General features: G+C 64.7%; 25 protein-coding genes. 2 read left to right on the top strand and 23 right to left on the bottom strand.

Annotated features, from left to right (window positions below):
* Nucleotides 1–6: 6 nt before the first annotated feature.
* The gene (locus GGD65_RS33160) at nt 7–1437 is read right to left on the bottom strand and encodes a PLP-dependent aminotransferase family protein (protein WP_183237997.1); all 1431 of its coding nucleotides are present in this window, start codon (nt 1435–1437) and stop codon (nt 7–9) included.
* Between the two features lie 100 nt (nt 1438–1537).
* Here GGD65_RS33160 and GGD65_RS33155 point away from each other — a divergent pair, with 100 nt between their 5' ends.
* Complete coding sequence (locus GGD65_RS33155; protein ID WP_183237979.1) at nt 1538–2452, top strand: DMT family transporter; 915 nt, start codon at nt 1538–1540, stop codon at nt 2450–2452.
* Here GGD65_RS33155 and GGD65_RS33150 read toward each other — a convergent pair.
* The 16 genes from GGD65_RS33150 to GGD65_RS33075 all read right to left on the bottom strand — a co-directional run bounded on the left by GGD65_RS33150 (nt 2431) and on the right by GGD65_RS33075 (nt 16479).
* Nucleotides 2431–3489, bottom strand: coding sequence for a YeeE/YedE family protein (locus GGD65_RS33150; protein WP_183237978.1), 1059 nt, complete (start codon nt 3487–3489; stop codon nt 2431–2433). The two genes, GGD65_RS33155 and GGD65_RS33150, sit on opposite strands and share 22 nt — an antisense overlap.
* Nucleotides 3490–3491: 2 nt before the next feature.
* A complete protein-coding gene (locus GGD65_RS33145; RefSeq protein ID WP_183237977.1) occupies nt 3492–4496 on the bottom strand; it encodes a zinc-binding alcohol dehydrogenase family protein in 1005 nt (334 codons plus the stop codon).
* A 76-nt stretch (nt 4497–4572) separates the two neighbouring features.
* A complete protein-coding gene (gene paaK, locus GGD65_RS33140) occupies nt 4573–5904 on the bottom strand; it encodes a phenylacetate--CoA ligase PaaK (protein ID WP_183237976.1) in 1332 nt (443 codons plus the stop codon).
* A gap of 29 nt (nt 5905–5933) precedes the next feature.
* Nucleotides 5934–6383: a hydroxyphenylacetyl-CoA thioesterase PaaI gene (gene paaI / locus GGD65_RS33135; RefSeq protein WP_183237975.1), complete on the bottom strand. Its 450-nt coding sequence runs from the start codon at nt 6381–6383 to the stop codon at nt 5934–5936.
* 101 nt (nt 6384–6484) lie between these two features.
* Nucleotides 6485–7567, bottom strand: a complete 1083-nt coding sequence (gene paaE, locus GGD65_RS33130) for a 1,2-phenylacetyl-CoA epoxidase subunit PaaE (protein WP_183237974.1) — start codon at nt 7565–7567, stop codon at nt 6485–6487.
* Nucleotides 7568–7569: 2 nt separating this feature from the next.
* Nucleotides 7570–8073: a 1,2-phenylacetyl-CoA epoxidase subunit PaaD gene (gene paaD, locus GGD65_RS33125; protein WP_183237973.1), complete on the bottom strand. Its 504-nt coding sequence runs from the start codon at nt 8071–8073 to the stop codon at nt 7570–7572.
* Entirely contained in the window at nt 8067–8843 is a 777-nt protein-coding gene (paaC, locus tag GGD65_RS33120; RefSeq protein ID WP_183237972.1) for a 1,2-phenylacetyl-CoA epoxidase subunit PaaC, read from the bottom strand. The genes paaD and paaC overlap by 7 nt, the downstream gene beginning before the upstream one ends.
* Entirely contained in the window at nt 8843–9130 is a 288-nt protein-coding gene (paaB, locus tag GGD65_RS33115; protein ID WP_018315588.1) for a 1,2-phenylacetyl-CoA epoxidase subunit PaaB, read from the bottom strand. Before paaB ends, paaC begins: the two co-directional genes overlap by 1 nt.
* Nucleotides 9131–9140: 10 nt before the next feature.
* Nucleotides 9141–10133, bottom strand: a complete 993-nt coding sequence (gene paaA, locus GGD65_RS33110) for a 1,2-phenylacetyl-CoA epoxidase subunit PaaA (protein WP_179740227.1) — start codon at nt 10131–10133, stop codon at nt 9141–9143.
* Nucleotides 10134–10209: 76 nt separating this feature from the next.
* Nucleotides 10210–11076 (bottom strand): phenylacetic acid degradation operon negative regulatory protein PaaX, encoded by an 867-nt coding sequence (gene paaX, locus GGD65_RS33105; RefSeq protein ID WP_183237971.1) that lies wholly within the window; start codon nt 11074–11076, stop codon nt 10210–10212.
* Nucleotides 11077–11287: 211 nt separating this feature from the next.
* Nucleotides 11288–12058: a triacylglycerol lipase gene (locus tag GGD65_RS33100; protein WP_177237248.1), complete on the bottom strand. Its 771-nt coding sequence runs from the start codon at nt 12056–12058 to the stop codon at nt 11288–11290.
* A gap of 188 nt (nt 12059–12246) precedes the next feature.
* Complete coding sequence (locus tag GGD65_RS33095; RefSeq protein WP_183237970.1) at nt 12247–13533, bottom strand: DUF445 domain-containing protein; 1287 nt, start codon at nt 13531–13533, stop codon at nt 12247–12249.
* Between the two features lie 219 nt (nt 13534–13752).
* Nucleotides 13753–14208, bottom strand: a complete 456-nt coding sequence (locus tag GGD65_RS33090) for a phasin (RefSeq protein WP_092259565.1) — start codon at nt 14206–14208, stop codon at nt 13753–13755.
* Nucleotides 14209–14426: 218 nt separating this feature from the next.
* Nucleotides 14427–15020, bottom strand: a complete 594-nt coding sequence (locus GGD65_RS33085) for a GNAT family N-acetyltransferase (protein WP_177237249.1) — start codon at nt 15018–15020, stop codon at nt 14427–14429.
* The gene (locus GGD65_RS33080) at nt 15017–16099 is read right to left on the bottom strand and encodes an alpha/beta hydrolase (RefSeq protein ID WP_018315581.1); all 1083 of its coding nucleotides are present in this window, start codon (nt 16097–16099) and stop codon (nt 15017–15019) included. The genes GGD65_RS33085 and GGD65_RS33080 overlap by 4 nt, the downstream gene beginning before the upstream one ends.
* Nucleotides 16096–16479 (bottom strand): hypothetical protein, encoded by a 384-nt coding sequence (locus GGD65_RS33075; RefSeq protein ID WP_026201523.1) that lies wholly within the window; start codon nt 16477–16479, stop codon nt 16096–16098. The genes GGD65_RS33080 and GGD65_RS33075 overlap by 4 nt, the downstream gene beginning before the upstream one ends.
* A 167-nt stretch (nt 16480–16646) precedes the next feature.
* Between GGD65_RS33075 and GGD65_RS33070 the strand changes: the two genes are divergently transcribed.
* Nucleotides 16647–17561 (top strand): alpha/beta fold hydrolase, encoded by a 915-nt coding sequence (locus GGD65_RS33070; protein ID WP_018315579.1) that lies wholly within the window; start codon nt 16647–16649, stop codon nt 17559–17561.
* Here GGD65_RS33070 and GGD65_RS33065 read toward each other — a convergent pair.
* The 6 genes from GGD65_RS33065 to GGD65_RS33040 form a co-directional block, all read right to left on the bottom strand.
* On the bottom strand, nt 17558–18232 hold the full coding sequence (locus GGD65_RS33065) for a spermidine synthase (protein ID WP_018315578.1): 675 nt from the start codon (nt 18230–18232) through the stop codon (nt 17558–17560). The two genes, GGD65_RS33070 and GGD65_RS33065, sit on opposite strands and share 4 nt — an antisense overlap.
* Nucleotides 18233–18262: 30 nt before the next feature.
* Nucleotides 18263–21499 carry a bifunctional cytochrome P450/NADPH--P450 reductase gene (locus tag GGD65_RS33060; protein WP_183237969.1) on the bottom strand — a complete coding sequence of 1079 codons (3237 nt, stop codon included), beginning with the start codon at nt 21497–21499 and terminating at the stop codon, nt 18263–18265.
* Nucleotides 21500–21614: 115 nt separating this feature from the next.
* Nucleotides 21615–22610 (bottom strand): alpha/beta fold hydrolase, encoded by a 996-nt coding sequence (locus GGD65_RS33055; protein ID WP_183237968.1) that lies wholly within the window; start codon nt 22608–22610, stop codon nt 21615–21617.
* Nucleotides 22611–22620: 10 nt separating this feature from the next.
* Nucleotides 22621–24171, bottom strand: coding sequence for a wax ester/triacylglycerol synthase family O-acyltransferase (locus GGD65_RS33050; RefSeq protein ID WP_183237967.1), 1551 nt, complete (start codon nt 24169–24171; stop codon nt 22621–22623).
* 47 nt (nt 24172–24218) lie between these two features.
* Nucleotides 24219–25019 carry a triacylglycerol lipase gene (locus GGD65_RS33045; protein ID WP_183237966.1) on the bottom strand — a complete coding sequence of 267 codons (801 nt, stop codon included), beginning with the start codon at nt 25017–25019 and terminating at the stop codon, nt 24219–24221.
* Entirely contained in the window at nt 25019–25276 is a 258-nt protein-coding gene (locus GGD65_RS33040) for a DUF6489 family protein (RefSeq protein WP_028135213.1), read from the bottom strand. The genes GGD65_RS33045 and GGD65_RS33040 overlap by 1 nt, the downstream gene beginning before the upstream one ends.
* Nucleotides 25277–25488 lie beyond the last annotated feature (212 nt).

Genomic DNA, 25488 nt, shown 5'->3' with positions numbered 1-25488 from the left:
ACTGCGCTAGAAGCACGATGCCATCGTCCGCAATGCCGCGCCGATCTCGTTCTCGCGCCAAGCCGCAAAACCGAGCAGCAGGCCGTGATCGCGGGGTCGATCCAGCGCCAGGCTGGACAGCGCCCGCGTTTCGACGCCCGCCGCCGCCAGTCGCTTGACCGCGGCCCGATCGGCGCTACCGCGTTTGAGGCGAGCGACGAGCTGGATGCCGCCCGCGGGCACTTCGACCGAGAGCATCTCGCCCAGATGGCGCTCCAGTCCTGCAACGATGTGGTCGCGGCGCGCGTGATAGAGCCGGCGCATCCGGCGCAGATGCGCAAGGAAATGCCCGTCGGCGATGAACTCGGCCAGCGCTTCCTGGATGTGGCTGGATGCGATCAGCCCGATGTGCCGCTGTGCGATCTCGAAGGTGCTGACCAGCGCCGGCGGCATAACGAGATAGCCGAGCCGGATATCCGACGTCATCACCTTCGAGAAGGTACCGACATAGAACACGCGGCCATGGGCATCGAGCCCTTGCAAGGCCGGCACCGGCCGGCTGTCATAGTGGAATTCGCCGTCGTAATCGTCCTCCACGATCCAGCTCTTGCCGGGCATGCACACACCAAGAAATTCGGTGCGACGCGTCAGCGACATCAGCCGTCCGGTGGGATGCTGGTGCGATGGCGTCATGAAGATCAATTTCGGGGCCGCGAGACCCGGCATCCGCTGCATGCCCTGCGTGTCCAGCCTCATGCCGGTCACGCGCGCGCCGGAGGCACAGAAAGCGGCGGCCGCGCCGGGATAGCCGGGATCCTCGACCCAGACCTGGTCGCCGGGGGAGATGAGAACAGCCGCGATCAAGGTCAGTGCGGCCTGCGCGCTCGGCAGGATCATGATCTGCTCTGGCGTGGCGCGAACGCCTCTGCTCGCGGCCAGGTAATGCGCGAGCGCCTCGCGCAGGCGCGCTCGGTTGACCGGTCCGAGCTCGCGTTTGGCCGCATGCACGGCGCTACGGCGCAGGCAGCGAGCCCAGATCTCGTTCGGAAACTCTCGCGCATCTCCAAGCCCTGGCCGCAACGGTCTGAGCGGCACCTGATAGGACATCGGCCAGTCGGTCTGCTTGAGCTGCGAGGCCCAGGGTGAAAGCCGCAGCTTGCCGGAGCGCACGCGCGCCGCAACGGTATCCGCTCCTTCGCGTCGTTCGCCGCCGTCGACGGTGACGATCGGACGGCGGCCATGCGAGGCCTCGAGGTATCCCTCCGCGGCGAGCTGCTCGAACGCATAGGTGATGGTGTTGCGGGAAACGCCGAGATCGCTCGCGAGCCGGCGGCTCGACGGCAGCGCGCGACCTTTGCCGAGGCGGCCGGTCGCGATCAAGCCTCGGAGCTGGCTCGTCAGTTGAGCCACCAGCCCGTCGTCGCCGGTCCGCTTCAGGTCGATCATGGACGAGATCATATCATCCGAAACTGGCACCTTGTTCCTTTCTTATCTGGCGCTTTTGTGGGTACCAGAGCGGATGCTATCTGCCGGGCCGGACTGGTTCAAGGATCTTGCGATGAACTCCCTGTCACCCCGCGCGGCCGTCGGCCTGTTCCTCATCGTCGTGCTGGCCTGGGGCGTGAACTGGTCGGTGACGAAGCAATTGGTGCAGCTCGTCCCGCCGCTGTGGAGCTCGGCGATCCGGAGCTGGATCGCGCTGGCAGGATTGTTTGTGATCCTCGGGCTGAGCAACAATCTCGTGATTCCGGAGCGGCGCGACGTGCCGGTGGTCCTCAGCGTCGCGCTGCTGCACATGACGCTCTTCTCCATTCTGGTCGCGGCCGGCCTGCGCTTCCTGCCTGCTAGCAAGGGCATCGTGCTCGGTTACACCACACCGCTCTGGGTCGCGATTGCGGCACCCCTGCTCGGAAAGGACATCCTGACCGCACCCAAGCTTGCCGGCGCCCTCCTCGGACTGATCGGCCTTGCCGTGATCCTGAATCCGTCTTCAATCGACTGGAGCAATGCCAACGTCGTGCTCGGTGCCGGCATGGTCATCCTGGCCGCGATCTCCTGGGCAGCGAATATCATCTATATCCGCGCACATCGCTGGATCGCCTCCCCGCTCCAGCTCCTGTTCTGGCAGCTGCTCGTGGCCACGGGCGTGCTCTCGACCCTTGCGATGGTCATCGACGGGCTGCCGCACGTGGAATGGTCGTGGCGGCTGGCTATGCTGTTCCTGTACTCTGGCCTGATCGGAAGCGCGCTGGCCTATTGGGCGATGTCGATGGTCAACAAAAGCATCTCGGCGCTGACGACGTCGCTTGGCACCACCGGAACACCGCTCGTCGGTATCGCCAGTGCTGCGATCCTGCTGGACGAGCCCCTCGACTTGAGCCTCGCTGTCGCCGCCGGATTGATCGTCACCGGCATCGGACTTGCGACGCTCGGCGACCGGCTGTTGCGCGGTCAGGCCACCGCGAGCGGTTGAACCCGCAGCACGCCACGCAAACCTGCGGTCGTGCCGAGCAGGATGCCGGCGAGCGCGACGAACGAGCCCAGCGCCAGCGTCGACACGCCCGTGAGCCCCTGCCCGATCGAACAGCCGAACGCCATCACGCCGCCGATGCCCATCAGCGCGGCGCCGCTGCCCGAGCGCAGCATGTGGCGCGGCGAGGAATAGCCTTCGAGCTTGAAGCGGCCTGTGGCGAGTGCGGTGATCAGGCTGCCGGCGAAGACGCCGGCGACCGTCGCAATGCCGAAATTGAGCGTCAGGCCGGTCGAGAGCATGGCGTATTGCAGCGCGTCCGCGATCGGCGCGATGAAGGTGAGCGAGGTCACCGGCACCGGATTGAAATCGTCGGCACCGAGATAGCCGGTGACAAGCCAGCCGGCGGCGACGAGCAGGCCGACGACGACGCCCGCCGCGATCTGGCCCGGCGAGCGCCGGAACATCGGATGCGCGAAGGCAAACAGGATCAGCGCGACGACGATCACGGCCGCCGCCAGCGCACGCGAGAGCGCTTCACCGGGGCCAAGCGATGCCAGCAACGAAGGCAGCGAATTGACATTGACGATGGTTTGCGAGGCCTGAACCAGCGCGATGCGCGCCGGCGCGACCAGCCCCTTGAGCGTCATCTGCGCTGCGATGGCGAGCACGATCACGACGACGAAGGAGCGGAGATTGCCGCGGCCGAGCAGCACCAGGGCGCGCGAGCCGCAGCCGTTCGACAGCACCATGCCGTAACCAAACAGCACTCCGCCGAGGAACAGCACCGGCACCGAGAACGTCTGCTGCAGGTAGATCGACTTGCTCAAATCAGCAATGCCGTTGCCGGCAAGGAACTGGCTGGCGGCGATCGCGACGGCGATCGCCAGCGCATAGGTCCGCACCAGCCGTCCGTCTCCCTCCGCAAGCCAGCCGCGCATGCTGCTCATCAGGCAGAAGCCGCTGAGCAGACCGACGGCGCCGTAGACAAGGCCGATGGCAAGGCCGGCGAAGATGACGATTGCTGCGGACGAGTCCATGATTACGGCTTCAGGACCACGCGATCCCGCGAGGAGCCGGCAACCGCGACATACGCCTCCTTGGCGCGCTCCAGCGGATAGACGGCATTCGCCTTGATCGGGAACGGCTTCAGTTGGCCGCTCGCAAAGCCCGGGCCGAGATCGCGCAGCACTGCGCCTGTCGCGGCCGACGACAGGCCGAGGGTATCGATGCCGACATAGGTGTGCTGGCCCCGGTAGAATTCGAGGATGTTGAACTGCACGATGCGGTCGATCGCGGCGATCAGGATCTGACGGCCACGCAATGCGAGCGACTTGTGCGCGGCCTGGAAATAGGGATCGCCGACCGTGTTGAAGACGACATCGACCCCCTTGCCGCCGGTCAATTCGCGCACGCGCGTGGCGACGTCGGTCGCGGAGGCGTCAACCACCTCGATGGGGGCGTTGGTGTGGCCTTCGTAAGCTTCCGCTTTGCGCACCACGCCGATGACGCGCGCGCCCTGCCATGTCGCGATCTGCACCGCGGCCTGGCCGACCTTGCCATTGACGCCGAACACCAAAACGGTCTCCCCGCTCTTCGGCACGCCGGCGCGGCGAAAGCCTTCCATCGCGGTGACGAAGGGCACGCCGATGCCCGCTGCCTCCTCCCACGACACCGTGCTCGGCTTCTCCACCACCGCATCAGCCTCGACGACGAGATGGGTTGCGTGGGTACCGTCGCGGCGGATGCCGAGATCGCCGGAGGATCCGAACACCTCGCGGCCGACCGTGCCGGCCGGCCCGTCGGTCACCACGCCGGAATAGTCGCGGCCCGGCGTGCGCGGGAACACAGCATAGGGCATCAAGCCGGTCGCGGCCTTGACGTCGGAGGGATTGACGGCGGCGGCCTTGACCTCGATCAGGAGATCGTTCGGACCGCGCGTCAGCGTGTGATGCTCGACCACGGGCGCAACCGCGGCAGCATTCTCGGCCTTGGCATTGAGGCGCACGCAGCGCGCTTCGACGGTTTTGGTATCGGCTGGCGACATGAAAGACCCGCGATTTCTCGCGGGCCTTGTCGCCTCTGGGGCCGGTCAAGTCAATCCGTCAAGTCAATCCGTAAAGTCAATCCTTGGGCCGCTTGTCGTAGAGGCGTTTGGCCTTGCCCAGCGAGCGCTCCAGCGTGGCGGGCGCGACCACCTGCACCCTGGAGCTAATGCCGATGGTGTTCTTGATGTGGGTCGCAATCCGGTCGGCATGGTCGAGGAGACCGCGGCCGTCCCAGCTCTCGGACCGCGCCTCCGCGATGATGGTCAGCTCGTCCATACGGCCTTCGCGGGTCAGTTCCAGGATGAAGTGGCCGCCGCACCAGTCGGTCGCGAGCAGCACCTCCTCGATCTGCGTCGGGAACAGGTTGACACCGCGCAGGATGATCATGTCGTCCGAGCGGCCCGTCACCTTCTCCATCCGCCGCATGCCCGGCCGCGCCGTGCCTGGCAACAGCCGCGTCAGGTCGCGGGTGCGATAGCGGATCACGGGAAAAGCTTCCTTGGTGAGTGAGGTGAAGACCAGTTCGCCCTTCTCACCGTCCGGCAGCACCGCACCCGTTTCAGGATCGATCACCTCGGGATAGAAATGATCCTCCCAGATATGCAGGCCATCCTTGGTCTCAATGCACTCCTGCGCGACGCCGGGACCGATCACCTCGGACAGACCATAGATGTCGGTCGCATCCATATCGAAGGCGTCCTCAATCTCGCCGCGCATCGCATTGGTCCAGGGCTCGGCGCCGAAGATGCCGACCTTGAGCGAGCACTGGCGCGGGTCGAGCTTCTGACGCTTGAACTCGTCGAGGATTGCCAGCATGTAACTCGGCGTCACCGTGATAATGTCGGGCCGGAAGTCGTTGATCAGCTGCACCTGCCGCTCGGTCATGCCGCCCGAGATCGGCACCACGGTGCAGCCGAGTTTTTCGGCACCGTAGTGCACGCCAAGGCCGCCGGTGAAGAGGCCATAGCCATAGGCATTGTGGATGATCATGCCGGTACGCCCGCCGGCGGCGCGGATCGAGCGCGCCATCACGTCCGACCAGGTGTCGATGTCTCCTTGCGTATACCCCACCACGATCGGCTTGCCGGTCGTGCCGGAGGACGCATGCACGCGCACCAGCTTTTCGCGCGGCACGGCAAACATGTTGAAGGGATAATTGTCGCGCAGATCCGTTTTCACCGTGAACGGGAATTTCGCGAGATCGGAGAGCTCGCGAAAATCGGACGGATGCACGCCGGCCTCGTCGAAGGCCTTGCGATAATGCGCGACGTTGTCATAGGCGTGCTTCAGCGACCAGGCCAGCCGCTGCTTCTGCAGCGCCATGATCTCGTCGCGCGAGGCGCGCTCATGCGCGTCCATCTCGGCGCTATAGGCGCTGCCGCCTTCCTTCAGCTTCGTCGAAGCCATCCTCGTTTCCCCACATTGATTGGTTCTTTTTAATTGTCTTGCGTCGGCAGCCACGTGCCGGGAATGACGCGCGAATGCCCGCGGAATTCGGCGACGACGATGTCACCGGCGGTGACGCGCACGTCGTAGATGCCGGAGCGGCCGCCGCGGGTGACCTCGCACGCCTTCGCAACAAGGCGGTCGCCGAGCCTGCCCGGCTTGATGAAGGTGATCTGCCCTTGCGCTGCGACCACGCGTTCGTTGTGCGAGTTGCAGGCAAACGCGAAGGCGGAATCGGCAAGCGTGAAGATGAAGCCGCCATGGGCAATGCGTTGGCCGTTGACCATGTCCGGCCGCACCGTCATTGCGAGCGTCGCGAAGCCGGGGCCAATCTCGACGATCTCCATGCCGAGCCCTTTGGAGGCATCGTCCTCCGTCCACATCGCCTCAGCGCAGGCGCGGGCAATATCCTCAGGCGACAGGGCGGCTTTGACGTTCACGCGCTTCTCCCGGCCAGATGTTTGCCCATGATGTTCTGCTGGTTGGCCAAAACTGTCAAATAATGCGACGCATTTGCATCGTCAGCGTCTGAAGCACCGGCTCAGACATGGTCATAATCGACCACGACCCGCTCTGACGACGGCTTGGCCTGGCAGGTCAGGACGAACCCGGCCTTCAGCTCCCAGGGCTCCAGCGAATAGTTGATGTCCATCGGCGCCTCGCCCTCGACCAGCTTGGCGCGGCAGGTCGAGCACATGCCGCCCTTGCAGGCGAAGGGTAGATCGACGCCGGCGCGCAGCGCGGCATCGAGGATCGCCTCGTCCTCCGCGACCGGCACGTCGCGGCGCTTGCCGTCGATGATCAGCGAGGCGATCGCCTTCGGCGGCGCGTCGGGCGCGACCGCCTTCTTCGGCCGCGGCTTGCCACCGAACTCGGAGACGAAGCGCTCGACGTGGATGCGCTCCGGCAGGATGCCGAGCTCGCGGCAGGTGGTCTCGATATCCTCGCTCATGCCGAGGGGGCCGCAAATGTAGACGTGATCGACGCTTCCCGCCGGCACCAGCGAGCGCAGCAGCACCCTCACCTTGTCGCCGTCGAGCCGGCCGTGGAGGATCGGGATGTCCTGCTCCTCGCCGGAGATGACGTGGAAGATGGACAGGCGATCGATGAAGCGGTCCTTCAGTTCCTCGAGCGCTTCAAGGAACATGATGTTGTCGGTGGTGCGGTTGCCGTAGAACAGGAAGAAGCGGCTGTCCGGCTCACGCGCGAGCGTGCCCTTGACGATCGACAGGATCGGCGTGATGCCGGAACCTGCGGCGAACCCGACATGGATGCGTCCGGCATCCGCGTGAGGAATCGCACCGAAGCGGCCCGTCGGCGTCATCACATCGAGTTCGTCGCCGCATTTGAGATCTTCGGCTGCCCAGTTCGAAAACGCACCGCCGTCGACCTTCTTCACGGCGATGCGGATCTCGCCGTCATCAGGGCCGGAACAGATCGAATAGGAGCGGCGCACCTCCTCACCGTCCAGCGTGGTGCGGAGCGTGAGGTATTGGCCAGGCGTGAAAGCGTAATCGCCGGCGAGTTCGCCGGGGATGGTGAAGGTCATCGAGATGGCGTCGGACGCCTCGCGGCGGAGATCGTTGACGGCCAGGCGATGGAAGCGCGGTGCGGTGGCTGACATGGTCAATGACACTTGAAGTAATCGAACGGTTCGCGGCAGGACTTGCAGCGCCACAGCGCCTTGCAGGAGGTCGAGCCGAATTCAGACAGCAGCTCGGTGTTTTCCGAGCCGCATTGCGGGCAGGCCACTGCCTGTTCACCGAACAGTGCCCGGCGCGAGCTTGAAGCCTGCGGCGGCGCGATGCCGTAGGCGCGCAGCTTGTGGCGACCCTCCTCGCTCATCCAGTCGGTGGTCCAGGCCGGCGACAGTACGGTGCGGACTTTCGACCGGCGAAAACCGGCGCGCTCCAGCGCGACCTCGATTTCCAGCGCGATCATGTTCATCGCCGGACAGCCGGAATAGGTCGGGGTGATCGCGACCTCGACGTGATCGCCGTCGAGCGCAACCTCGCGCAGCACGCCGAGGTCGGCGATGGTCAGCACTGGAATTTCGGGATCGACCACGCTCGCCGCAGCGTCCCAGGCGCGCCGGCGCAGTTCGCTGTCACGGTCGAGCACGCTCACCATGCCAGCCCCGGAAAGGTGCGCTGCATCGATTGCAGCTCGGACAGGAGATGGCCGAGATGTTCGCTGTGCCGGCCCACGCGGCCGCCCTGCTGCATCCAGTCGTTCTGCGGCAGGACCAGCGTGGCTTCACTGGCGACATCGGAAAGCGTTTGCAACCAGCGACCACGCAAGGTGCCGGGATCGATTGCGATACCGGCATGGATCAGCGCGCGCTCGCCGTCATCGACGGCAAACATCTCGCCGGTGAAGGCCCAGAGCTGGTCGATCGCGGCCTGCGCGCGGGCGTGGCTTTCATCGGTGCCGTCGCCGAGCCGGATGAGCCACTCCGAGGCGTGGCGCAAATGATAGGCGCTCTCCTTCTCAGATTTGGCGGCAATCGCGGCCAGCGTCGTGTCGCGCGAATTCATCATCGCGCGCCAGTAGAGGTCGGCGAACGCGGAATAGAAGAACTGTCGCACCAGCGTCTGGGCAAAATCGCCGTTCGGCTGCTCGACCAGCAGGAGGTTGCGATACTGCCTGACGTCGCGCAGATAAGCGAGCTTGTCCTCGTCGTTGTCCTTGCCTTCGGCCTTGGCTGCGTAGCTGTAGAGCTCGCGCGCCTGACCGATGAGGTCGAGCGCGATGTTGGAGAGCGCCATGTCCTCTTCCAGCATCGGTGCGTGCCCGCACCATTCCGACAGCCGATGGCCGAGGATCAGCGCATCGTCGGCGCGGCGCAGCGCGTAGAGAACCAGCGGCGTTTCGGAGACCTCGATGTTGGCGATCGCCATCACATGTGCCCCACTTCCTCCGGCACTTCATAGAACGTCGGATGCCGGTAGATCTTCGATTCCGCCGGCTCGAACATCATGCCTTTTTCGGCGGGATCGCTCGCGGTGATCGCGGTGGACGGCACGACCCAGATCGAGAGGCCCTCGCCGCGGCGGGTGTAGACGTCGCGGGCGGCCTGCAGAGCCATCGTCGCGTCGCTCGCATGCAGCGATCCCACATGCTTGTGCGCGAGCCCGTTGCGGCTGCGAATGAAGACTTCCCACAGCGGCGTGTTCGGCGTGGCCATATTGATCTCCCTACTCGGCAGCTTGCGCAGTCTGGCGATGCGCACGTTTGGCGGCATAGCTAGCTGCGGCCTCGCGCACCCAGGCGCCGTCTTCGTGCGCCTTGCGGCGCGCAGCCATGCGATCGCGATTGCACGGACCGTTGCCAGCGAGGACCTGCTTGAACTCGGTCCAGTCGATCTCGCTGTAACGCCAGTGCCCGTCGGCATCCTGAATCATGCCGGGATCGGGAATGGTGAGGCCGAGATATTGCGCCTGCGGCACGGTAGCATCGACGAACTTCTGGCGCAGCTCGTCGTTGGAGAAGCGCTTGATCTTCCACTTGGTCGAGGTGTCGCTATGCTGGCTCGTGCTATCTGGCGGACCGAACATCATCAGCACCGGCCACCACCATCTATTCAGCGCATCCTGCGCCATTGCCTTCTGCTCGTCCGAGCCGCGGCACAGCGTCAGCATGATCTCGTAGCCCTGGCGCTGATGGAAGGATTCTTCCTTGCAGACGCGGATCATCGCGCGCGCATAGGGTCCATAGGAGCAGCGGCACAGCGGGATCTGGTTCATGATCGCAGCGCCGTCGACCAGCCAACCAATGGTGCCGATGTCGGCCCAGGTCAGCGTCGGATAGTTGAAGATCGAGGAATACTTGGCTTTGCCCGCGAGCATGGCGTCGACCAGCTCTTCGCGCGAGGTGCCGAGCGTCTCGGCCGCGGCGTAGAGATAGAGGCCGTGGCCGCACTCGTCCTGCACCTTGGCGAGGAGCGCGGCCTTGCGGCGCAGGGTCGGCGCGCGGGTGATCCAGTTGCCTTCGGGCAGCATGCCGACGATTTCGGAATGGGCGTGCTGGGAAATCTGGCGTGTGAGCGTCTTGCGATAGGCCGCCGGCATCCAGTCGTTCGGCTCGATGCGCTCCTCGGCATCGATGCGGGCCTGGAACTGCGCAGCTAGGCCTGCGTCCTCAAGACTGCGGTCGTTGGTCTCGGCCGTATTCAGCGCCTGGGTATACATGCGCATCCTCCCGATTTATTGGAAGGGAATATATAACAATAATTACGTCATGCAAGATATTTCTGTAACATAAAAATCAGGCCTCGAACCTCCTTTCTAGCAGCTTCCGCGCTGGCGGCAATGGCCCCTTTTCGTTGGTTCCATGTCGATCAAGCCATTGTTCGGAGGGGGCAAGCAGCGCACGATAGATTTCGCCGCACAGGTCCCGTGCGGCCCTGCCCGGCCAGTTCGTCGGCAGCAGGCTTTCGGGCAGCAGCGGATCGCGCAGCACGACGCGGCGGTAGTGGTGGATCAAGAGGATGCGCGCGGTGAAGGCGTCGGCCTCGGACAGATCCGTGCCGCGGCCGATCGCGGCGCGCAGCGGCTCGAACGTCTTCATGAATTTCAGATAGGCATCCGCGGTGCGATCCAGCGGCCAACTTGCGCTGAGCAGTCGACGCCCGCTGTCATCCTCCGCCGAGACCTCGAGACGGATCGCGCCCGAAGCTTCATCCGGGACTGGCACCCCCGACGGCGCGACCCAGACGCCCGGCAGCGGACTGCCGAAGCCGGCATTGCGCAGCGCGTCGCGCGAGGCGTCGCGGTCCTCACCATTGCCGATCAGGAGCAGCTCGAAGCGTCCGGTCCAGTCGGATGGCGGCGGATCGTAGATGTGGCGCGTCGCGGCCTCGAACGTCTGGCGCCCCTTGTCGGCCAGGCGATAGAAGCTGTTGCGGCCAACCTTCTCGCGCGTCAGCCAGCCGTCGGCGGCGAGCCGCGACATCGCGGTGCGCACCACGCCGCTGTCGATGTCGAGCCCTTGAAAGAATTCCAGCAGCGTGCCGAGCCACACTGAGCTGCCGCGCGGCACGATGGCATCGCCGAACACGGTGATGACGATGGAGCCGGTGCGCGACGGTTCACGCTTGAGCTGGTCGATGATGCGGGACAACGGATGCGCCATGCCCGAGGCATAGCGCGTTTGATGCGGGCGCGACAATGGAGGGGAGCGACGCCACTTCTCCTTCTCCCCGCTTGCGGGGAGAAGGTCGGGATGAGGGGGAGCCTCCGCCCATTCGGTGAGAGTGGGAGTCGCGGAGACTCCCCCTCACCCGGATCGCATCTCCGATGCGATCCGACCTCTCCCCGCAAGCGGGGCGAGGTGAAGAAGCGCACTACCGATGCGGATCGGGATAGGCCAGGCTACGCCAGCCGCTACGATCGAACGGCCGCCACTGGCCTTCCTTCTGCGCGAGCCGGTCGGCCACCGCATAGACCACGGCGGGATGATGGCCCATGCCGCAATGGCTGCTCTCGACCTCGATGCTCTCGGTCTGGGTGCCCGTCTTTTCCATGCAGCCCTGCCAGGCGCAGACGCCGTCGGTGCGGCTGAAGATGGCGGTGGTCGGCACCGGCGGCGGAGCGGCAAGCTCGCCGCCGAACCGCGGGTCGACCTCGTCGGACTTCCGACCGCTCGCCCATTCATAGACGCGCCAGGCATTGGTCGAACGGGGATTGCCGGCGAAGGGACTGCCGAGCGTGATCACCTGGCGCACGCGGTCGGGCATCATCTTGGCGAGCTGGCGGGCATACAGGCCGCCGAGGCTCCAGCCGACCAGGCTGATCTTGCGGCCATGGGTGTCGCTGAGCTCCTCGACCAGATCGACCATGGCATGCTGCACGCCCTCGCGCAGACCGTAGTTGCGGCCCTGGCGCCAGCCGCTCACCGCATAACCCTTGCTGGTCAGAAACGTCCGCAACGCACGCGTGGATGCATCCGAGGCCACGAGGCCCGGCAGCACCAGCACCGGATGCCCATCGCCGCGCGGCGCAAGGCTCAGCAGCGGCAGCGCGCCGAGGAACGCGCCGAACTCGTGGATCGCGCGCCCTTCCAGAAACATCAGTGTTCTCGACGGCGGACGCAGCGTCTGGGCAGTAGCGGTCATCAATGTTTCCCCTGAGAAGACGCCGGGCGCGATGCCGGCAAATGGGCATGAATTCCAATACGCCGGCTTCTTGATCGTTCCGCAGCGCAGCATGAATCAGCTAGGCGGCCGGTTCCCGACATTCAAGCGGGAGAGTCGCGGGGCGACAATAGGCCCGCGCGTTAATGCTAACGTCCGTGACGCAAAAGTCACAGCAATCGGAGCAGGTATTCTACGGAGTAGAGCACCAGCCCGGCGAGCCCACCGATCAGCGAACCGTTGAAGCGGATGTATTGCAGGTCGCGCCCGATGTTGATTTCGATCAGCGAAATCAACTGCGCCATGTCCCACGCCTTGACCTGGTCGGAGATGAAGATGGAGACGCCGCTTTTCTGGTCGGCGACGAAGCTGCGCAGCACCGTTACCAGCCCCTTGTTGATCTCGCCGCGCAGCTCGGCATCGCCCGCGAGCGCTTCTCCTGCGGCGACGAACATGCCGGCGAGATGATGCTGCAGCACCTGCGTTTCGCCGCTCGCGCTACGCTCGATGAAAGAGCGCGTGTTGGCCCACACGGTGCGGGCGAGATCGGCAAGCTCGGGCCGCGCAAGCAGATCGCGTTTCAGCCCGTCGATCCGGTCGATATAGGCCTGATCGGTGCCGAGCCGGTCGACGAAGCTCAGCACCATGCGATCGAACTCGCCGCGGAACGGATGTTTGGGATCGCTGCGCACTTCATTGAAGAAGGCGGTGGCGGACGCCACGATCTTGTTCACCAGAAACTTGTCCGCGCGATAGAGCCGCAGCAGGGTTGGCAATTCCGCGCGCACTTTCTCCCGGATCATCCCCATCGTCTCTTTCTGGTTCAGCGTCTCGTGCATCACGCGCAGGAGATCGTCGAACAGGATCTGGTGGCGCCCCTCCGCCACGAGGCCGAGCAACGTGCCGGCCGCGAGCGGGGCGAGGTCGATGGCCTGGAGTTGCGATGACATGCGGCGGATGATGAAGGTCATCAGGCCCGAGCTCTCCGTCGCCGAGACGGCTTCCGGCAACAGGCGGAGCGCGAAGCGCGCGAGATCGTCGCTGCGCTTGCGGTCGCGCAGCCAGTCGGCGACGAAGGAGCCGAAATCGATCTCCTTCAGCTTGGCCTCGACCGGACCGGCCTCGAGGAAATGCACCTGGATGAATTCGCCGAGCTTGTCGGCGATCCGGGCCTGGTTGCTCTGGATGATCGCGGTATGCGGGATCGGCAGGCCGAGCGGACGCTTGAACAGCGCGACCACGGCATACCAGTCGGCAAGCCCGCCGATGGTCGCGGCTTCCGCGAAGGCGGCGATGAAGCCGAACACGGGATGCACCGGCAGCAGCCATTTCGCGACGATGAAGAGCAGAAGCGTCGCGGCCAAGACCAGCGTCGCCAGCGCCTTCACGCGGCGCAGCTCGGCCGCGCGTTCGGCATCGCCGGGAGTGTCGAAGGAGAAGGTGGCGGGTGCATTCATGACGGATGGGAGATTACGTCATTCCGGGGCGATGCGAAGCATCGAACTATGGTGCGCTCTTGCGCACCTGAGAAGCTCGAGATTCTCTGGTGCGCAATTGCGCACCAGAGTTCGCCCTTCGGGCGCCCCGGAATGACGGTCAGTCACAATGACGGCAGCGCAGAAACAAAAGGCCCGCCGAAGCGGGCCTCAAATTTCAGTTTTCATCAGGGCGCCGGATCAGGCGGTCTTGTTGTAGACCTTGGCAAAATTGTCCTGAGCGGACTTCGCACCGTTGGCGGCGAGCTGGCCGAAATAGTCGGCGGTCGCCTTGGCACGCGAGACGAACACTTCGCCGCGGGCGCGGAGCAGGCTCGACTGGATCTCGACGGCTTCGCTGACCGACTTGGCGGAAGCAAGCTTGTCGATGCCGGCGAAGAACGCCTGGGCGTCGTCATAGATCGCCTGCTGGATGTTGCGGCTGATCTTGCCGGCCTCAGCGACGGATTCGGTCACCGCGTTCTCGACGGCGGCGGTCACGCGCTCGGAGCCTGCGAAGGCCTCGGCAGCACGATCCTTGGCGGTGTTGGCGGTCTTCTTGACGAACTCGCGGGCGGCCTCGGGAACTTCCAGATTCTGGATGTTCTTGAAAGCGTCCTTGAAGCCCTCGAAAGCGGTGTTGGTTTCAGTGGTCATGGGGTTCTCTCCATCCTCATTGGTTTGAGCTATGGGCTCACCCCGTCCGCATTGGCCCGGGGCACGGCTTATATGGCATAGTTAATTGTGCGATGCAATATTCATATTGCACTGCGATATCACGAAACTGTGAAAAGCCTTAACGGGCGGCAATCTGATGCCTCCCTGGCCAAGCGGGTTCCCTAGAGTGGTCGGACCGCGGTGGCTGGACGGCGGTCCTAGTGCTGGACGGCGCCTGGCAGCCCGTAGGCCTCCATCTGGGCCTGGACCTGCGCGATGTTGTGGCCGAGCACGACGATGTCGTGGGTCTTGCCGTTGACGTCCCGGACATGGTCGCGCAGCAGCGCTTCGGCCTTGAAACCGAGGCTCTCGAACACGGCGATCGCAGCCTGCTGGTCGACCGTCATCTGAACCGAAAGTTTCTCCAGGCCCGCGCCGAGCGCGAGCGCGAAGGTCTCCTGCGACAGCGCCCGCCCTACCCCCTTCCCGCGAACGTCGAGCGAGACGACCATGCGGATCTCGCCGACATGGGGTGACCAGGAGTGCGGATCGCGCACCAGCGTGCCGCAGCCGACGACCTTGCCGTCCCTGACCGCAAGCAGGCTCGTGATCGCGCCACGCTCGATCTCCTTGACCCAGGCCGACAGCACCTTCGGCTCGCTGATATTGCGCGGCAAAAACAGCAAATCGTGGGTCGGCAGGCCTTTGCCGAAGGCGAGCACCGCGGCTTCATCCGCGGGCGACATCAGGCGAATCTCGATATCGCCGGCGTCGGTCTTGACGTGGCGCGGATACGAACGCTGCTCGCTCATGTCGATCTCTTCCCTAGCCAGGAATCCAGTTTCGGCCATAGCCGCTTGACGGCGTTGGCTCCTGCGACGAGCGAGACGTGACCGCCCTTCAGCATCACCTCTTCCTTGTCCGCAGAACCAATCTTCGCGATCAGGTGCTTGGCGGCCTCATACGGCACGATGTGATCGTGCTCGGCCACCGCATGCAGGATCGGCACCTTGATATTGTCGAGCTTCGCAGGCCGGCCGCCGACCGACATGGTGTCGTTGAACAGCTTGTTGTCCCACATCAGGTCCTTGGTGATGGCGCGGAAATACTCGCCAGCCAGCGGCAGCGTGTCGGTCGCCCAGCGGTCGAACATGCGGTACGACTTGACGAATTCGTCGTTCCAGATGTTTTCCCAGAGCTGGATCTGGCTGACCGTGCGCGAGGCCGGACGCAACATCTCGAACGAGGACAGGATCATCTCCGGCGGCACGTTGCCGACACTGTCGACGAGATGGTCGACGTCGAAATAGCGACGGTCGGAGAAGTTCGAGAACAGCTTCATCTCTCGAAAGTCGATCGGCGTGGTGAAGCAGATCAAATTCTTCATCGGCCCGTCCTTGTGGATCGCGCCGTAGAGCAGCGACAGCACGCCGCCGAAGCAATAGCCGATGACGGAGACGTCCTGCTCGCCGGAATCGGCTTGCACCCGGCGGACGCAATCCGGGATGAAGTCGAGGACATAGTCCTCCATCCGCAGGCTCTTCTCCTCTGGCCGTGGCGCGCTCCAGTCGAGCATATAGACGTCGTAACCGCGCTTGAGCAGGAATTCGATAAAGCTCTGGCCGGGCACGAGGTCGAGGATGTAGCCGCGGTTGGTGGTCGCCATCACGATCAGCACCGGCACACGGTAGATCTCGTCCGACATCGGCCGATAGTGATAGAGGCTCATCGTGCCGCGCGAATGCAGCACATCCTTAGGCGTCGATCCAAGTGACGGACCCGAGGTCGAGAAATATTCGACGCCCTTGATGCTGCGCTGGATGGCGCGCTGCACCTCGGATTGGATGCGTTCCGGGATAGATGCGAAATCAAGTCCGGGAGCTGCATTCATGCCTGCTCTCCGCCCTCAGACGGCGGACGCTTGGTGCGTGGCGGCCGCAATGCGGAATCGGCCCCCTGAGACACGCCGGCACTTGCAGCCATCTGGCTCAGCAGCGACTTGATCTCACCGATCTGGCCTTCGATAGCTTGCAGCCTTTCGGCAAGGCCTGTGACCTGCTCCCGGCTCGGCAGGTTCATGGAGACCAGATACTTCTCCATGAGTTCGCCGAGCTGCTTCTGAGCACCTGCAGCAACTCCCCCCGCACGGTTCATCGCCTGCGAAAACTCGGGTGACGACATGGCCTGGTTGGCGAAGGAGTTGAACCCCTTCTCCATCTCACCGACCATCTTTTGCCACATGGCGACCGGGTCATTGGTCTTGTCGGTCATCGGCGTCCTCCAGATCTCGAGAGCTTCGATGCCCTTCTTTTTCCGCCATACCACACCGTTGCGCCGTGCCGGTCAACCGGCAAGCAGCGGCTCGGTGCCGCGTGCGGCTTTCATTGCAACGGGAAACCGTGCGATACAGCATCAGTCAAACGCTTGAGGGAACGCCTGTGACGACCCATCAGCCGCCCCAGACCGTCCGCGCCAACGGCATCGACATCTGCTACGAGATTTTTGGCAACGACAATGCCGAGCCGCTGCTGCTGATCATGGGATTAGGCGCCCAGATGATCCATTGGGACGATGCGTTCTGCGAGCAGCTTGCCGCACGCGGCTTCCGCGTGATCCGCTTCGACAATCGCGACATCGGCAAGTCGAGCCATCTGACGGGCGGCAAGCGGTTGACGCCACTCGAGCTACTGAAGCTGCGCTTCTTCAAGATTCCCGTCGCGGCAACCTACAGGCTGATCGACATGGCGAAAGACACGGTCGGGCTGATGGACGCGCTCGGCATCAAGTCGGCGCATCTTGTCGGTGCGTCCATGGGCGGAATGATCGCGCAGGAGGTGACGCTGTCGTTCCCGCAGCGCGTGCGCTCGCTGACCTCGATCATGTCGACGACAGGCAATCCGCGCGTGCCGCCGCCGACGCGCGAGGCCGCCGCAATGCTGATGGCGCCGCCGCCGCGCAGCAAGGAAGAGTTCATCGTCCGCTACGGCCAAACCTGGAAGGTGCTGCGCGCCGGACATTTTCCGGAGGAGGAAGCGCTCGATCCTGAACGCGCCGAGCGCGTGTTCGCGCGCGGGCTCAATCCAGCCGGCGTCGGCCGCCAGCTCCGCGCCGTGCTGGCGTCCGGCAGTCGCAAGGAAAGGCTGCACGCCGTGCAGGCGCCGACGCTGGTCATTCACGGCACCGTCGACCCGCTGGTGCGGCCCGAGGGCGGCAAGGACACGGCGGCGTCAATCCCGAACGCAAAACTGTTGATGATCGAGGGCATGGGCCACGCGCTGCCGATGCGGTTCTGGCCCGAGATCATCGGTGCCATCGACAAGCACGCGCATGGCGCGGCCGCGCAGGCGGCTTAACTCTTCTTCGCCATCCAGATTACGTGGCGCGCGCCGCCGCCTCTGCCGGTGGCGCGGACGGCGACTTCATTGACGTCGAAGCCCGCCCGCTTAAGGCGCTTGGTGAAGGCGTGATTGGGTCCCGACGACCAGACGGCGAGCACGCCGCCCGGCCGCAGTGCTGTCTTCGCCGCCGCCAGCCCGCTTGCGCTGTAGAGCGCATCATTGCCTTTGCGGGTCAGCCCCTCGGGGCCGTTGTCGACGTCAAGCAGGATAGCGTCGAAGGCCGCGCTCTTGGCACGGATGACTTCGCCGACATCGGTTTCCCGGATGCTGACCCTGGCATCATCGAGACTATCGCCGAAGACCTCCGCCATCGGTCCACGTGCCCAGGTGACCACCGCGGGCACCAGCTCGGAGACCACGATTTTCGCCTTGGCGCCAAGCACCGCCAGCGCTGCACGCAGCGTAAAGCCCATGCCGAGGCCGCCGATCAGGACGACGGGTTTTGCGACCGTCTCGATCTGCTTCGCCGCGAGCGTTGCGAGCGCGGCCTCCGAGCCCGACAGGCGGTTGTTCATCAGCTCGTTGGTGCCGAGCTTGATGGAAAACTCCTTGCCCCGCCGCATCAGGCGGAGCTCCTCGTCGGAGCCGGGGATCTTGGCGGTATCGATTTTTTCCCAGGGAATCATGAGGGACGTTTAGCATGATCGGGCGAACAATCACCCACCCGCCCAGACGTCCAGCACATACCGGTTCTTCGTCCCCATCTCCTCGATCCAGCGCGCAGCTGCGGCCGCGTCGCTGCCGCTGTTCTCGCGATGGATCGCGACCAGTGCCGCCTTCACGTCCGGCTCCATCTTGCCGCCGTCGCCGCAGACATAGATGATCGCGCCCTGCCCGATCAGCGGCCAGACCTTGTCCTTCTGCGCGGCGAGCAGGTGCTGCACATAGGTCTTCGGTCCGTCCGCGCGCGAGAACGCCGTGAAGAGTTCCGTGATGCCGCTCGCCGCCAGCGCCTTCAGCTCGTCCTCGTAGAGAAAATCCTGATCGGGATGGCGGCAGCCGAAAAACAGCATCGCGGGTCCGAGGGTGGCGCCCTTCGCCTTGCGCGCCGCCCGCTCCTGAAGGAAGCCGCGGAACGGCGCGAGGCCCGTGCCGGGGCCGATCATGATGATGGGCACCGAGGGATCGTCGGGAAGCCGGAAGCCGGCCTTGGTCTCGCGTACGGTGGCGTAGATCGCATCGCCCGCGCGACGGTTGGCGAGGTAGTTCGAGCAGATGCCCTTGTAGGTGCCGCGGCCGGAGGCGGCCGGCCCTTCGACCACGCCGACCGTGACGCTGCAGCGCGCCGGGTCGACCGACGGCGAGGACGAGATCGAGTAATAACGCGGCGCCAGCAGCGAAAGCATTTCCAGATAGGCATGGAACGGCAATTCGCAGGCGGGATATTCGAGCAGCAGATCGAACACCGATTTGCGACTGGTTAGAATCTCGCTGCGGTAACGCTCGAGCGGCTCAGGCTCCTCGCCGACGAAGGCGAGCAGCTTCGGCTTGGTGACCGGGCACCGGGTGTGCTCGGCCATGATCTGGATCTGCTTGCGCGTCGCGACCTGCTGCAGCTCGACGAACTCGCTGAGCAGGCGGCCGACCGACACGGCATCCCCTACCGGCAATTGCGCACGGCGGCCCTCGGCGACCTGAAGCCTGATCTGGTCGGCGGGCAGAAAGCCGAAGCGGCGGGCGACCGAATCCACCAGCGTGGGATCGTTGCGTGGCACGACACTCAAATGATCGCCGACGCGGTAGGCGACGTTGGACGGCAGCTGCACCTCGATGTGGCGCGTCGAACGCTCGGATGGATTGGATCCGCCCTTGTTCTGAAGCTCGTCGTTGGCGAGCACCTTCATCGCGACAGCACCGCCCTGGGCGACGATGGTGTTGACGGCTGTGACCGCCACCGGCTCGATCGCATAGAGCGGATCATCCTCGGCAGTGCGGGTGAAATTCCAGTCGATGCCGAACTCCTTCGTCGCGACCTGGGCCGCCGCCGGGAACCATTTTTGGAACTGGCCGTCGAGATCGCTGCGCGCATCGCCCTCGCCGCGCGGATAAACCGCGCGCGCACCATGCGACGACAATTGCTCGTCAATCAGGCGCGGCACCGATTGATAGGTCGCAGCCCAGTCGCTGTTGCCGCAGCCGAACACGGCGTAGCGCACGCCGGCGAAGGCATCCTTCGGCAGATCGCCGCCGAGCCATTTGACGAACTGCGTCGCGTTGTCAGGCGGCGCGCCGTTATAGGAGGCGCAGATGATCAAAACGCCGCCCTCCTGCGGCAGCTTTCCGACGTAATCGTCGAGCGGGCCGAGATGCACGGCAAAGCCGTTGATCTCGGCGAGATCAGCCATGCGCGTCGCGAGCTCCTCGGCGGTGCCGAGATTGGAGCCGTAAAGCACCAGCATCGGCGTGTTATGGCCGGGCCGGGCCGTCGGCTGGCGCGGCGCCTTCGGCGCCGAGGACGTAGCCGCGATGGGCCCGCCATAGGCGCCACGCTCGCGATCGGCGCGCGGGCGCACCTTGATCTTGAAGCCTTCCGGCTTCATCGTCAGGGTTTCCTTCAGATGCATCTGGTAGCGCTGGTGGTCGATCAGCTTGAACCGCTGCAGGATCATGCCGAGCGCGAGCGCGGCCTCGTGCATGGCAAAGCCGCGGCCGATGCAGGCGCGCTGGCCGTTGCCGAACGGCTTCCAGGCATTGACCGGCCGCTTGGCCTCCGCCTCACGGCTGAAATTCTCGGGATCGAAGGCGTCCGGATTCGGGCCCCAGACGCTGGGATCGCGATGCAGCGCCGTCACCAGGATGGTGGTGAAGGTGCCCTTCCGGAGCTTGTACTTGCCGCCGCCGAGCGTCTCGTCCTTGAGCGGCGAGATGCCGTAGGCCGGCGCCGGCGGCCACAGCCGCAGCGCCTCTTTCAGGATCTGCGTGATGTAGGTGAGCTGCGTCACCTGCTGGTAGGTGGGCTTCGCGTTGACGTCGGGGCCGAAGACACGATCGACCTCCTCATAGGCCTTCTTGAGGATGTCCGGGTGCTTGAGCAGCGCATAGAGCGTGTAGGACAACAGGCCGCTGGTGGTCTCGTGGCCCGCGATCAGGAAGGTGTTGATCTGGTAGCGGATGTTGACGTCGTCGAGCTGCTCGCCGGTCGAACGGTCGACGCCGGTCATCATCGCGGCGAGCATGTCCTTCTTGTCGTCGATCCCCTCCGCGCTCTTGCGCCGCTCGGCGATGATCTCGTCGACCATCTTGTTCATGAAGGCGACGTCTTCGGCGAGCGTCTTGCGCCGCTTCTGCATCCAGATCTGCTCGAACGGCAGGCCGCGTGTCATCATGATGGTTTCGAGCGAGCGCACCAGCGACTCGACGAAGGGATGGTAGTCGCGCCGGTAGAACGAATTGAAGCGATACTCGAAACCGCACAGGCCGATCGTATCCAGTGTCAGCGCCGTCATGTCGTGGACGACGTCGATCTCGTCGTCGGCGTTGAGCCGCTCCCACTTCTGGACGAGCTGCTCGGCGATATCGACCATGCTCGGGTGGTAGGACTGCATGGCGCGGTTGCCGAACGGCTGGAGCAGGATGTTGTGGGCCTTGCTCCAGTTCGGCTCGCGGGTGTCGGCCGTGAATAGGCCGTCGCCGCCAACCGCGCGCACGCGCCGCAGCGCGCCGCGCACCGTCTTGTCGAAACGCTTCTCGTCGGAGAGCTCATCGACGAGATCGTGGCCCGAGACGACCACAATCGGCGAGCCCATCATGTCGAGCCAAAAGATCGGACCGAGCTCCTTGGCGAGCCGCGTCAAATGCTGCACGGGGGCGGCCGAGTCCAGCGACAGCATGTTGCCGACCACAGGCTTGGTCGGCGGATGCGGGATCGGGTCCAGACGGTTCTTGGATGACATTGACGTGCGCTTCCCCCTGCCTTGCGTCATTCCGGGATGGTCCGAAGGACCAGACCCGGAATCTCGAGATCCCGGGTTCGATGCTATGCATCGCCCCGGGATGACGTCTGCGTCCTCACCCAAACCGCCTTCTACGCCATTCGATCAGCTTGGCGCTGACCTCTTCCGGCTTCTCCTGCTGCGTCCAATGGCCACTGTCCTTCACCAGATACTTCTCGAGATCGGGAATCAGCTTGTCCATGCCATCGGCGGAGGACGGCGGCAGCACCGCGTCGTTCTCGGCCATGATCATCAGCGACGGTACGCGCACCGTATGATCGAGCCCTTCGGCACGCGTCCAGTTGCGCGACATGTTGCGGTACCAGTTGATGCCGCCGGTAAAACCGGTTCTGGTGAAATTGTCGACGAACACCTTCTTCTCTTCCGGTGACAGGATGGGCGTGCGCGGATCGTGCTTCGCATCATAGGCGGCAATCATTCGCGGAAACGCCAGATTGACCCGCGGCGAAGCGCCGACGCCGGCAACCACCTCCTCTGCCGGCGCGTCGGGCGGGCGCGGCACCGGCTTGCGCATGAAAGCATCGAAGGTTTGCTCGACGCGACTGCCAAAGATCTTGTCGGGCTCACGCGCCGGATCCTGGAACTGCACGATGTACATCTTGTCGCCGAAGCGCGCGCGCAGGAGCTCGATCGGATCGGCCCAGGCGCGGTTGGTATGAGGCGTGTTGATGCCGACCACCCCCGCAACCCGCTCAATGTGGCGCAACGGCATCTGCCAGACAATGAAGCCACCCCAGTCGTGACCGACGAAGATTGCCTTGTCGATATTCAAATGATCGAGGAGCCCGACGAGGTCGCCGGTCAGGTGCTCGATGTCGTAAGCCTCGACCGGCTCGGGCCGGTCGGTCGCGCCATAACCGCGTTGGTCGGGCGCGATCACGCGGATGCCGGCCTCGCTCAGCGCCTTGATCTGGTGACGCCAGGAGAACGCGAGCTCGGGCCAGCCGTGACACAGCACCATCGGCGGCACGTCGGTGTTCGGGCCAGCTTCGTAATAGCCCATGCGGATTCCGTTCGTCTGCACGAACTTGAGCGGTGGCATTTCAATCATCGAACCATTCCTACTCAGCGGCACCCTTGATGTCGGTCGCCGGCGGCGCGTAGGCCGCCTCCAGCGCGGCGAACTCCTCCGGCAGCATGTCGCACATCACCTGCACATGCGGAATGATGTTGGCGCCGACGATGAAGCCGAAATCGAGCTGGTCGCGATAGCTCTGCACGGTGATGTTGAGCGCCTGCCCGTGCGTCGAGATCGACACCGGGAAGATGTGCAATAGCTCCGCGCCGGCAGCGTAGAGCGTCTGCCGCGGCCCCGGCACGTTGGACACCGTGATGTTCGCGGCCGGCGGCAGCACGTCCGACAGGTTCGAGCGGCTGTAGAGCAGCGCCAGGATCTGCACCATGATCGGCGCGCCGAGCATCGAGATGTTGGAGACCTGGGGCATCAGCGCGCGCAAGGGGTGCGACATCTCCTTGGACTTGGTCGATTGCGCGATGATGGCTTCCAGCCGCGCCTTGGGATCGTCGATGTTGGTCGCGATCGCGCAGATCATGCCGAACACCTGGTTGTTGGCCTCGGTGTTGCCCTCCTCGCGCAGCGAGATCGGCACCGCCGCGGTCAGCGATTTCGCCGGCAGCGTGCCGTACTCCTTCAGGTAACGCCGGACCACGCCGGAGGCGAGCGCCAGCACGACGTCGTTGAGCTTGCCGCCGGCCCGCTTGGCCAGCGCCTTCGCCCGCGACAGCGGGATCGAGACGCCGGCGAAGCTTCGCTCCGAGGAAATGGTCTTGTTGAGCATGGTCGGCGGCGACACCATGCTGGCGAGACTCTCGCGCGACTTCGGATCGGCGACCTTGCCAAGCACCTCGGAGACGCTCTTGACCATGGTCGGGATATTGCCGGCAAAGCGCACCGCGCTCTCGATCTGGTACATCGCATTGTCGAACAGGATCGAGCCGATGTCGCTCTTGCCGGTGCGCGGCAATTGCAGATTCTGGGCGGCCTTGCCCGCGTCGAGTGGCTGGTTGAACAGCTGCTGATAGGAATCGAGCAGGTTGGCGGCGATGTCACGCGGCTCCTGTCCAGGCTTGGATCCCGCGGCCGGCGGATCGACCTTCCGCGGGATCGGCGAGATGTCGTAGATCATGTTGGTCAGGGCGGCACCAGCGCCGCCGTCGATCGCGGCATGGTGCATCTTCGAATAGAGCCCGACCTCGTTGTCCTTCATGCCCTCGAACACGTAGAACTCCCAGAGCGGGCGAGCCCGGTTCAGGAGCTTGGCGTGCATCCAGCCGACGATGCGCTCCAGCGTGGCGCGGTCGCGCGGCTGCGGCAGGCTGGCGCGGAAGATGTGGCGGTCGATGTCGAATTGATCGTCCTCGACCCAGGAGGGATGATCGATGTCGAGCGGCGCCTTTTCCAGCCGCGCTTTGAGGATCGGCGCGATGTGCAGGCGCGATACGATCATCGCCTTGAAGTCTTCGAAGAAGTCGCCCTTGTAGTCGTCGGGCAGGCGAAAGATCGCCATGCTCCCGACATGCATCGGCATCTCCGGCGTTTCCAGATAGAGAAACGACGCGTCCAGCGACGACAGCTTCTTACCGTCAGCCATAGTTCCCTCCCGCAAGATTTGACGGGCGCCTTGGCCAGCGCTTCTCGTCAGGCCGATACTGCCTGTTCCGGCGGGGCATATGCAATGGCAAACGGCCCTGCCCGGTCAAATGGCGAGAATTCCCCTTCCGGTTGCGCCAGGCGGTCGGCCACGGCCCACAGCGCCGCAGGGTTCACCCCGAGCCCGATATGGCTCGCCAGATGCACCTCGATGTTCTCGGCGCGGTCGGAGGGACGCAGCAAGCAGGTTCGCCAGTTCACGACACCGTCGGCCCGCGAATAGATCGACGTCGCCGGCACCGGAAGATCGCCGGCGATCGCCTCGCGCAATTCGGCGAAATCCTCGACCCGCTCGCCTGACAGCGCCTCGTAGAGCCGCGTGGCATTGGTCGCCCGCACGTCATTGGCAAACGGGCTGCCGAGCGTGACGACATAACGGACCATGTCGGGCGCCTGGAGCGCGAGATCGCGAGCATAGACGCCGCCGAGGCTCCATCCGACCAGGCTGACCTTGCGTCCGCTCGCAGCATGGATTTCGGCCAGACGGGCGCGCAGCGACTGGCGCATCCGCCCCAGCCCGCCGAGATTGCGGCCCATCCGCCAGGCATGTGCCTCATAGCCGAGCTCGGCGAGATAGCGCCGGATCGGGGCCATCGAGAGGTCACTGGCCAGAAAGCCCGGCAGCGCCAGCACCGGATGACCGTCCCCCCTGGGCGCGCGCATCAGGACTGGCGACAGCAGCAGGCTCGCATTGAATTCGAACAGGCCGCGCGCTTCTGCAAGCAGCAGGGCGAGGCCCGGCGGACGAAGCCCGCCCGGCGCCTGCCGCCCGTCCGGCCCGGACGACATTATTTCTTCTTGTCGCTGCTGCGCGTGCCGCCGAGGCCCGCCATCGTGACGAACATGTCCTGAAACCGCTCGGCGATCTTGGGATCGAAGGTGAACCAGCTCTGGATCAGCGATTCCGGCGAGACCTTCTCGATGTTGCTGAGTACCTGCTGCTGCAGCTTGTCCATCACCGCCGTCTGCATCGGCCCCACGTCAGGCAAACCGAAGAACTGGCGGGCCTCGAGGGGGGTGCAGTCGATTTCGATATTAACTTTCATATCCCCTCCGGATGAGATTCGAGCGGCCTGTCGGCAGTATCGCCGCGAGTTGTGGTGCGACGCAAGCGACCTGATGCAGGCGCGACATGCCCCGTCCCGCAATCGGCCGATATAGTCAACCAAAGTCGAAAGACGCGGTCCTCCATGCCAGGCGGCACGGTCAGCATTGCTGCACAGCGGTGCAACTTGGCGCGTTCCTTGCTGGAATGGCG

It is taken from the genome of Bradyrhizobium sp. CIR18 (assembly GCF_014198295.1).
In the GTDB taxonomy this organism is placed as follows: Bacteria; Pseudomonadota; Alphaproteobacteria; order Rhizobiales; family Xanthobacteraceae; genus Bradyrhizobium.
Note: the sequence above shows the minus strand (reverse complement) of the source record. Positions and strands in the feature narration are given on the sequence as shown.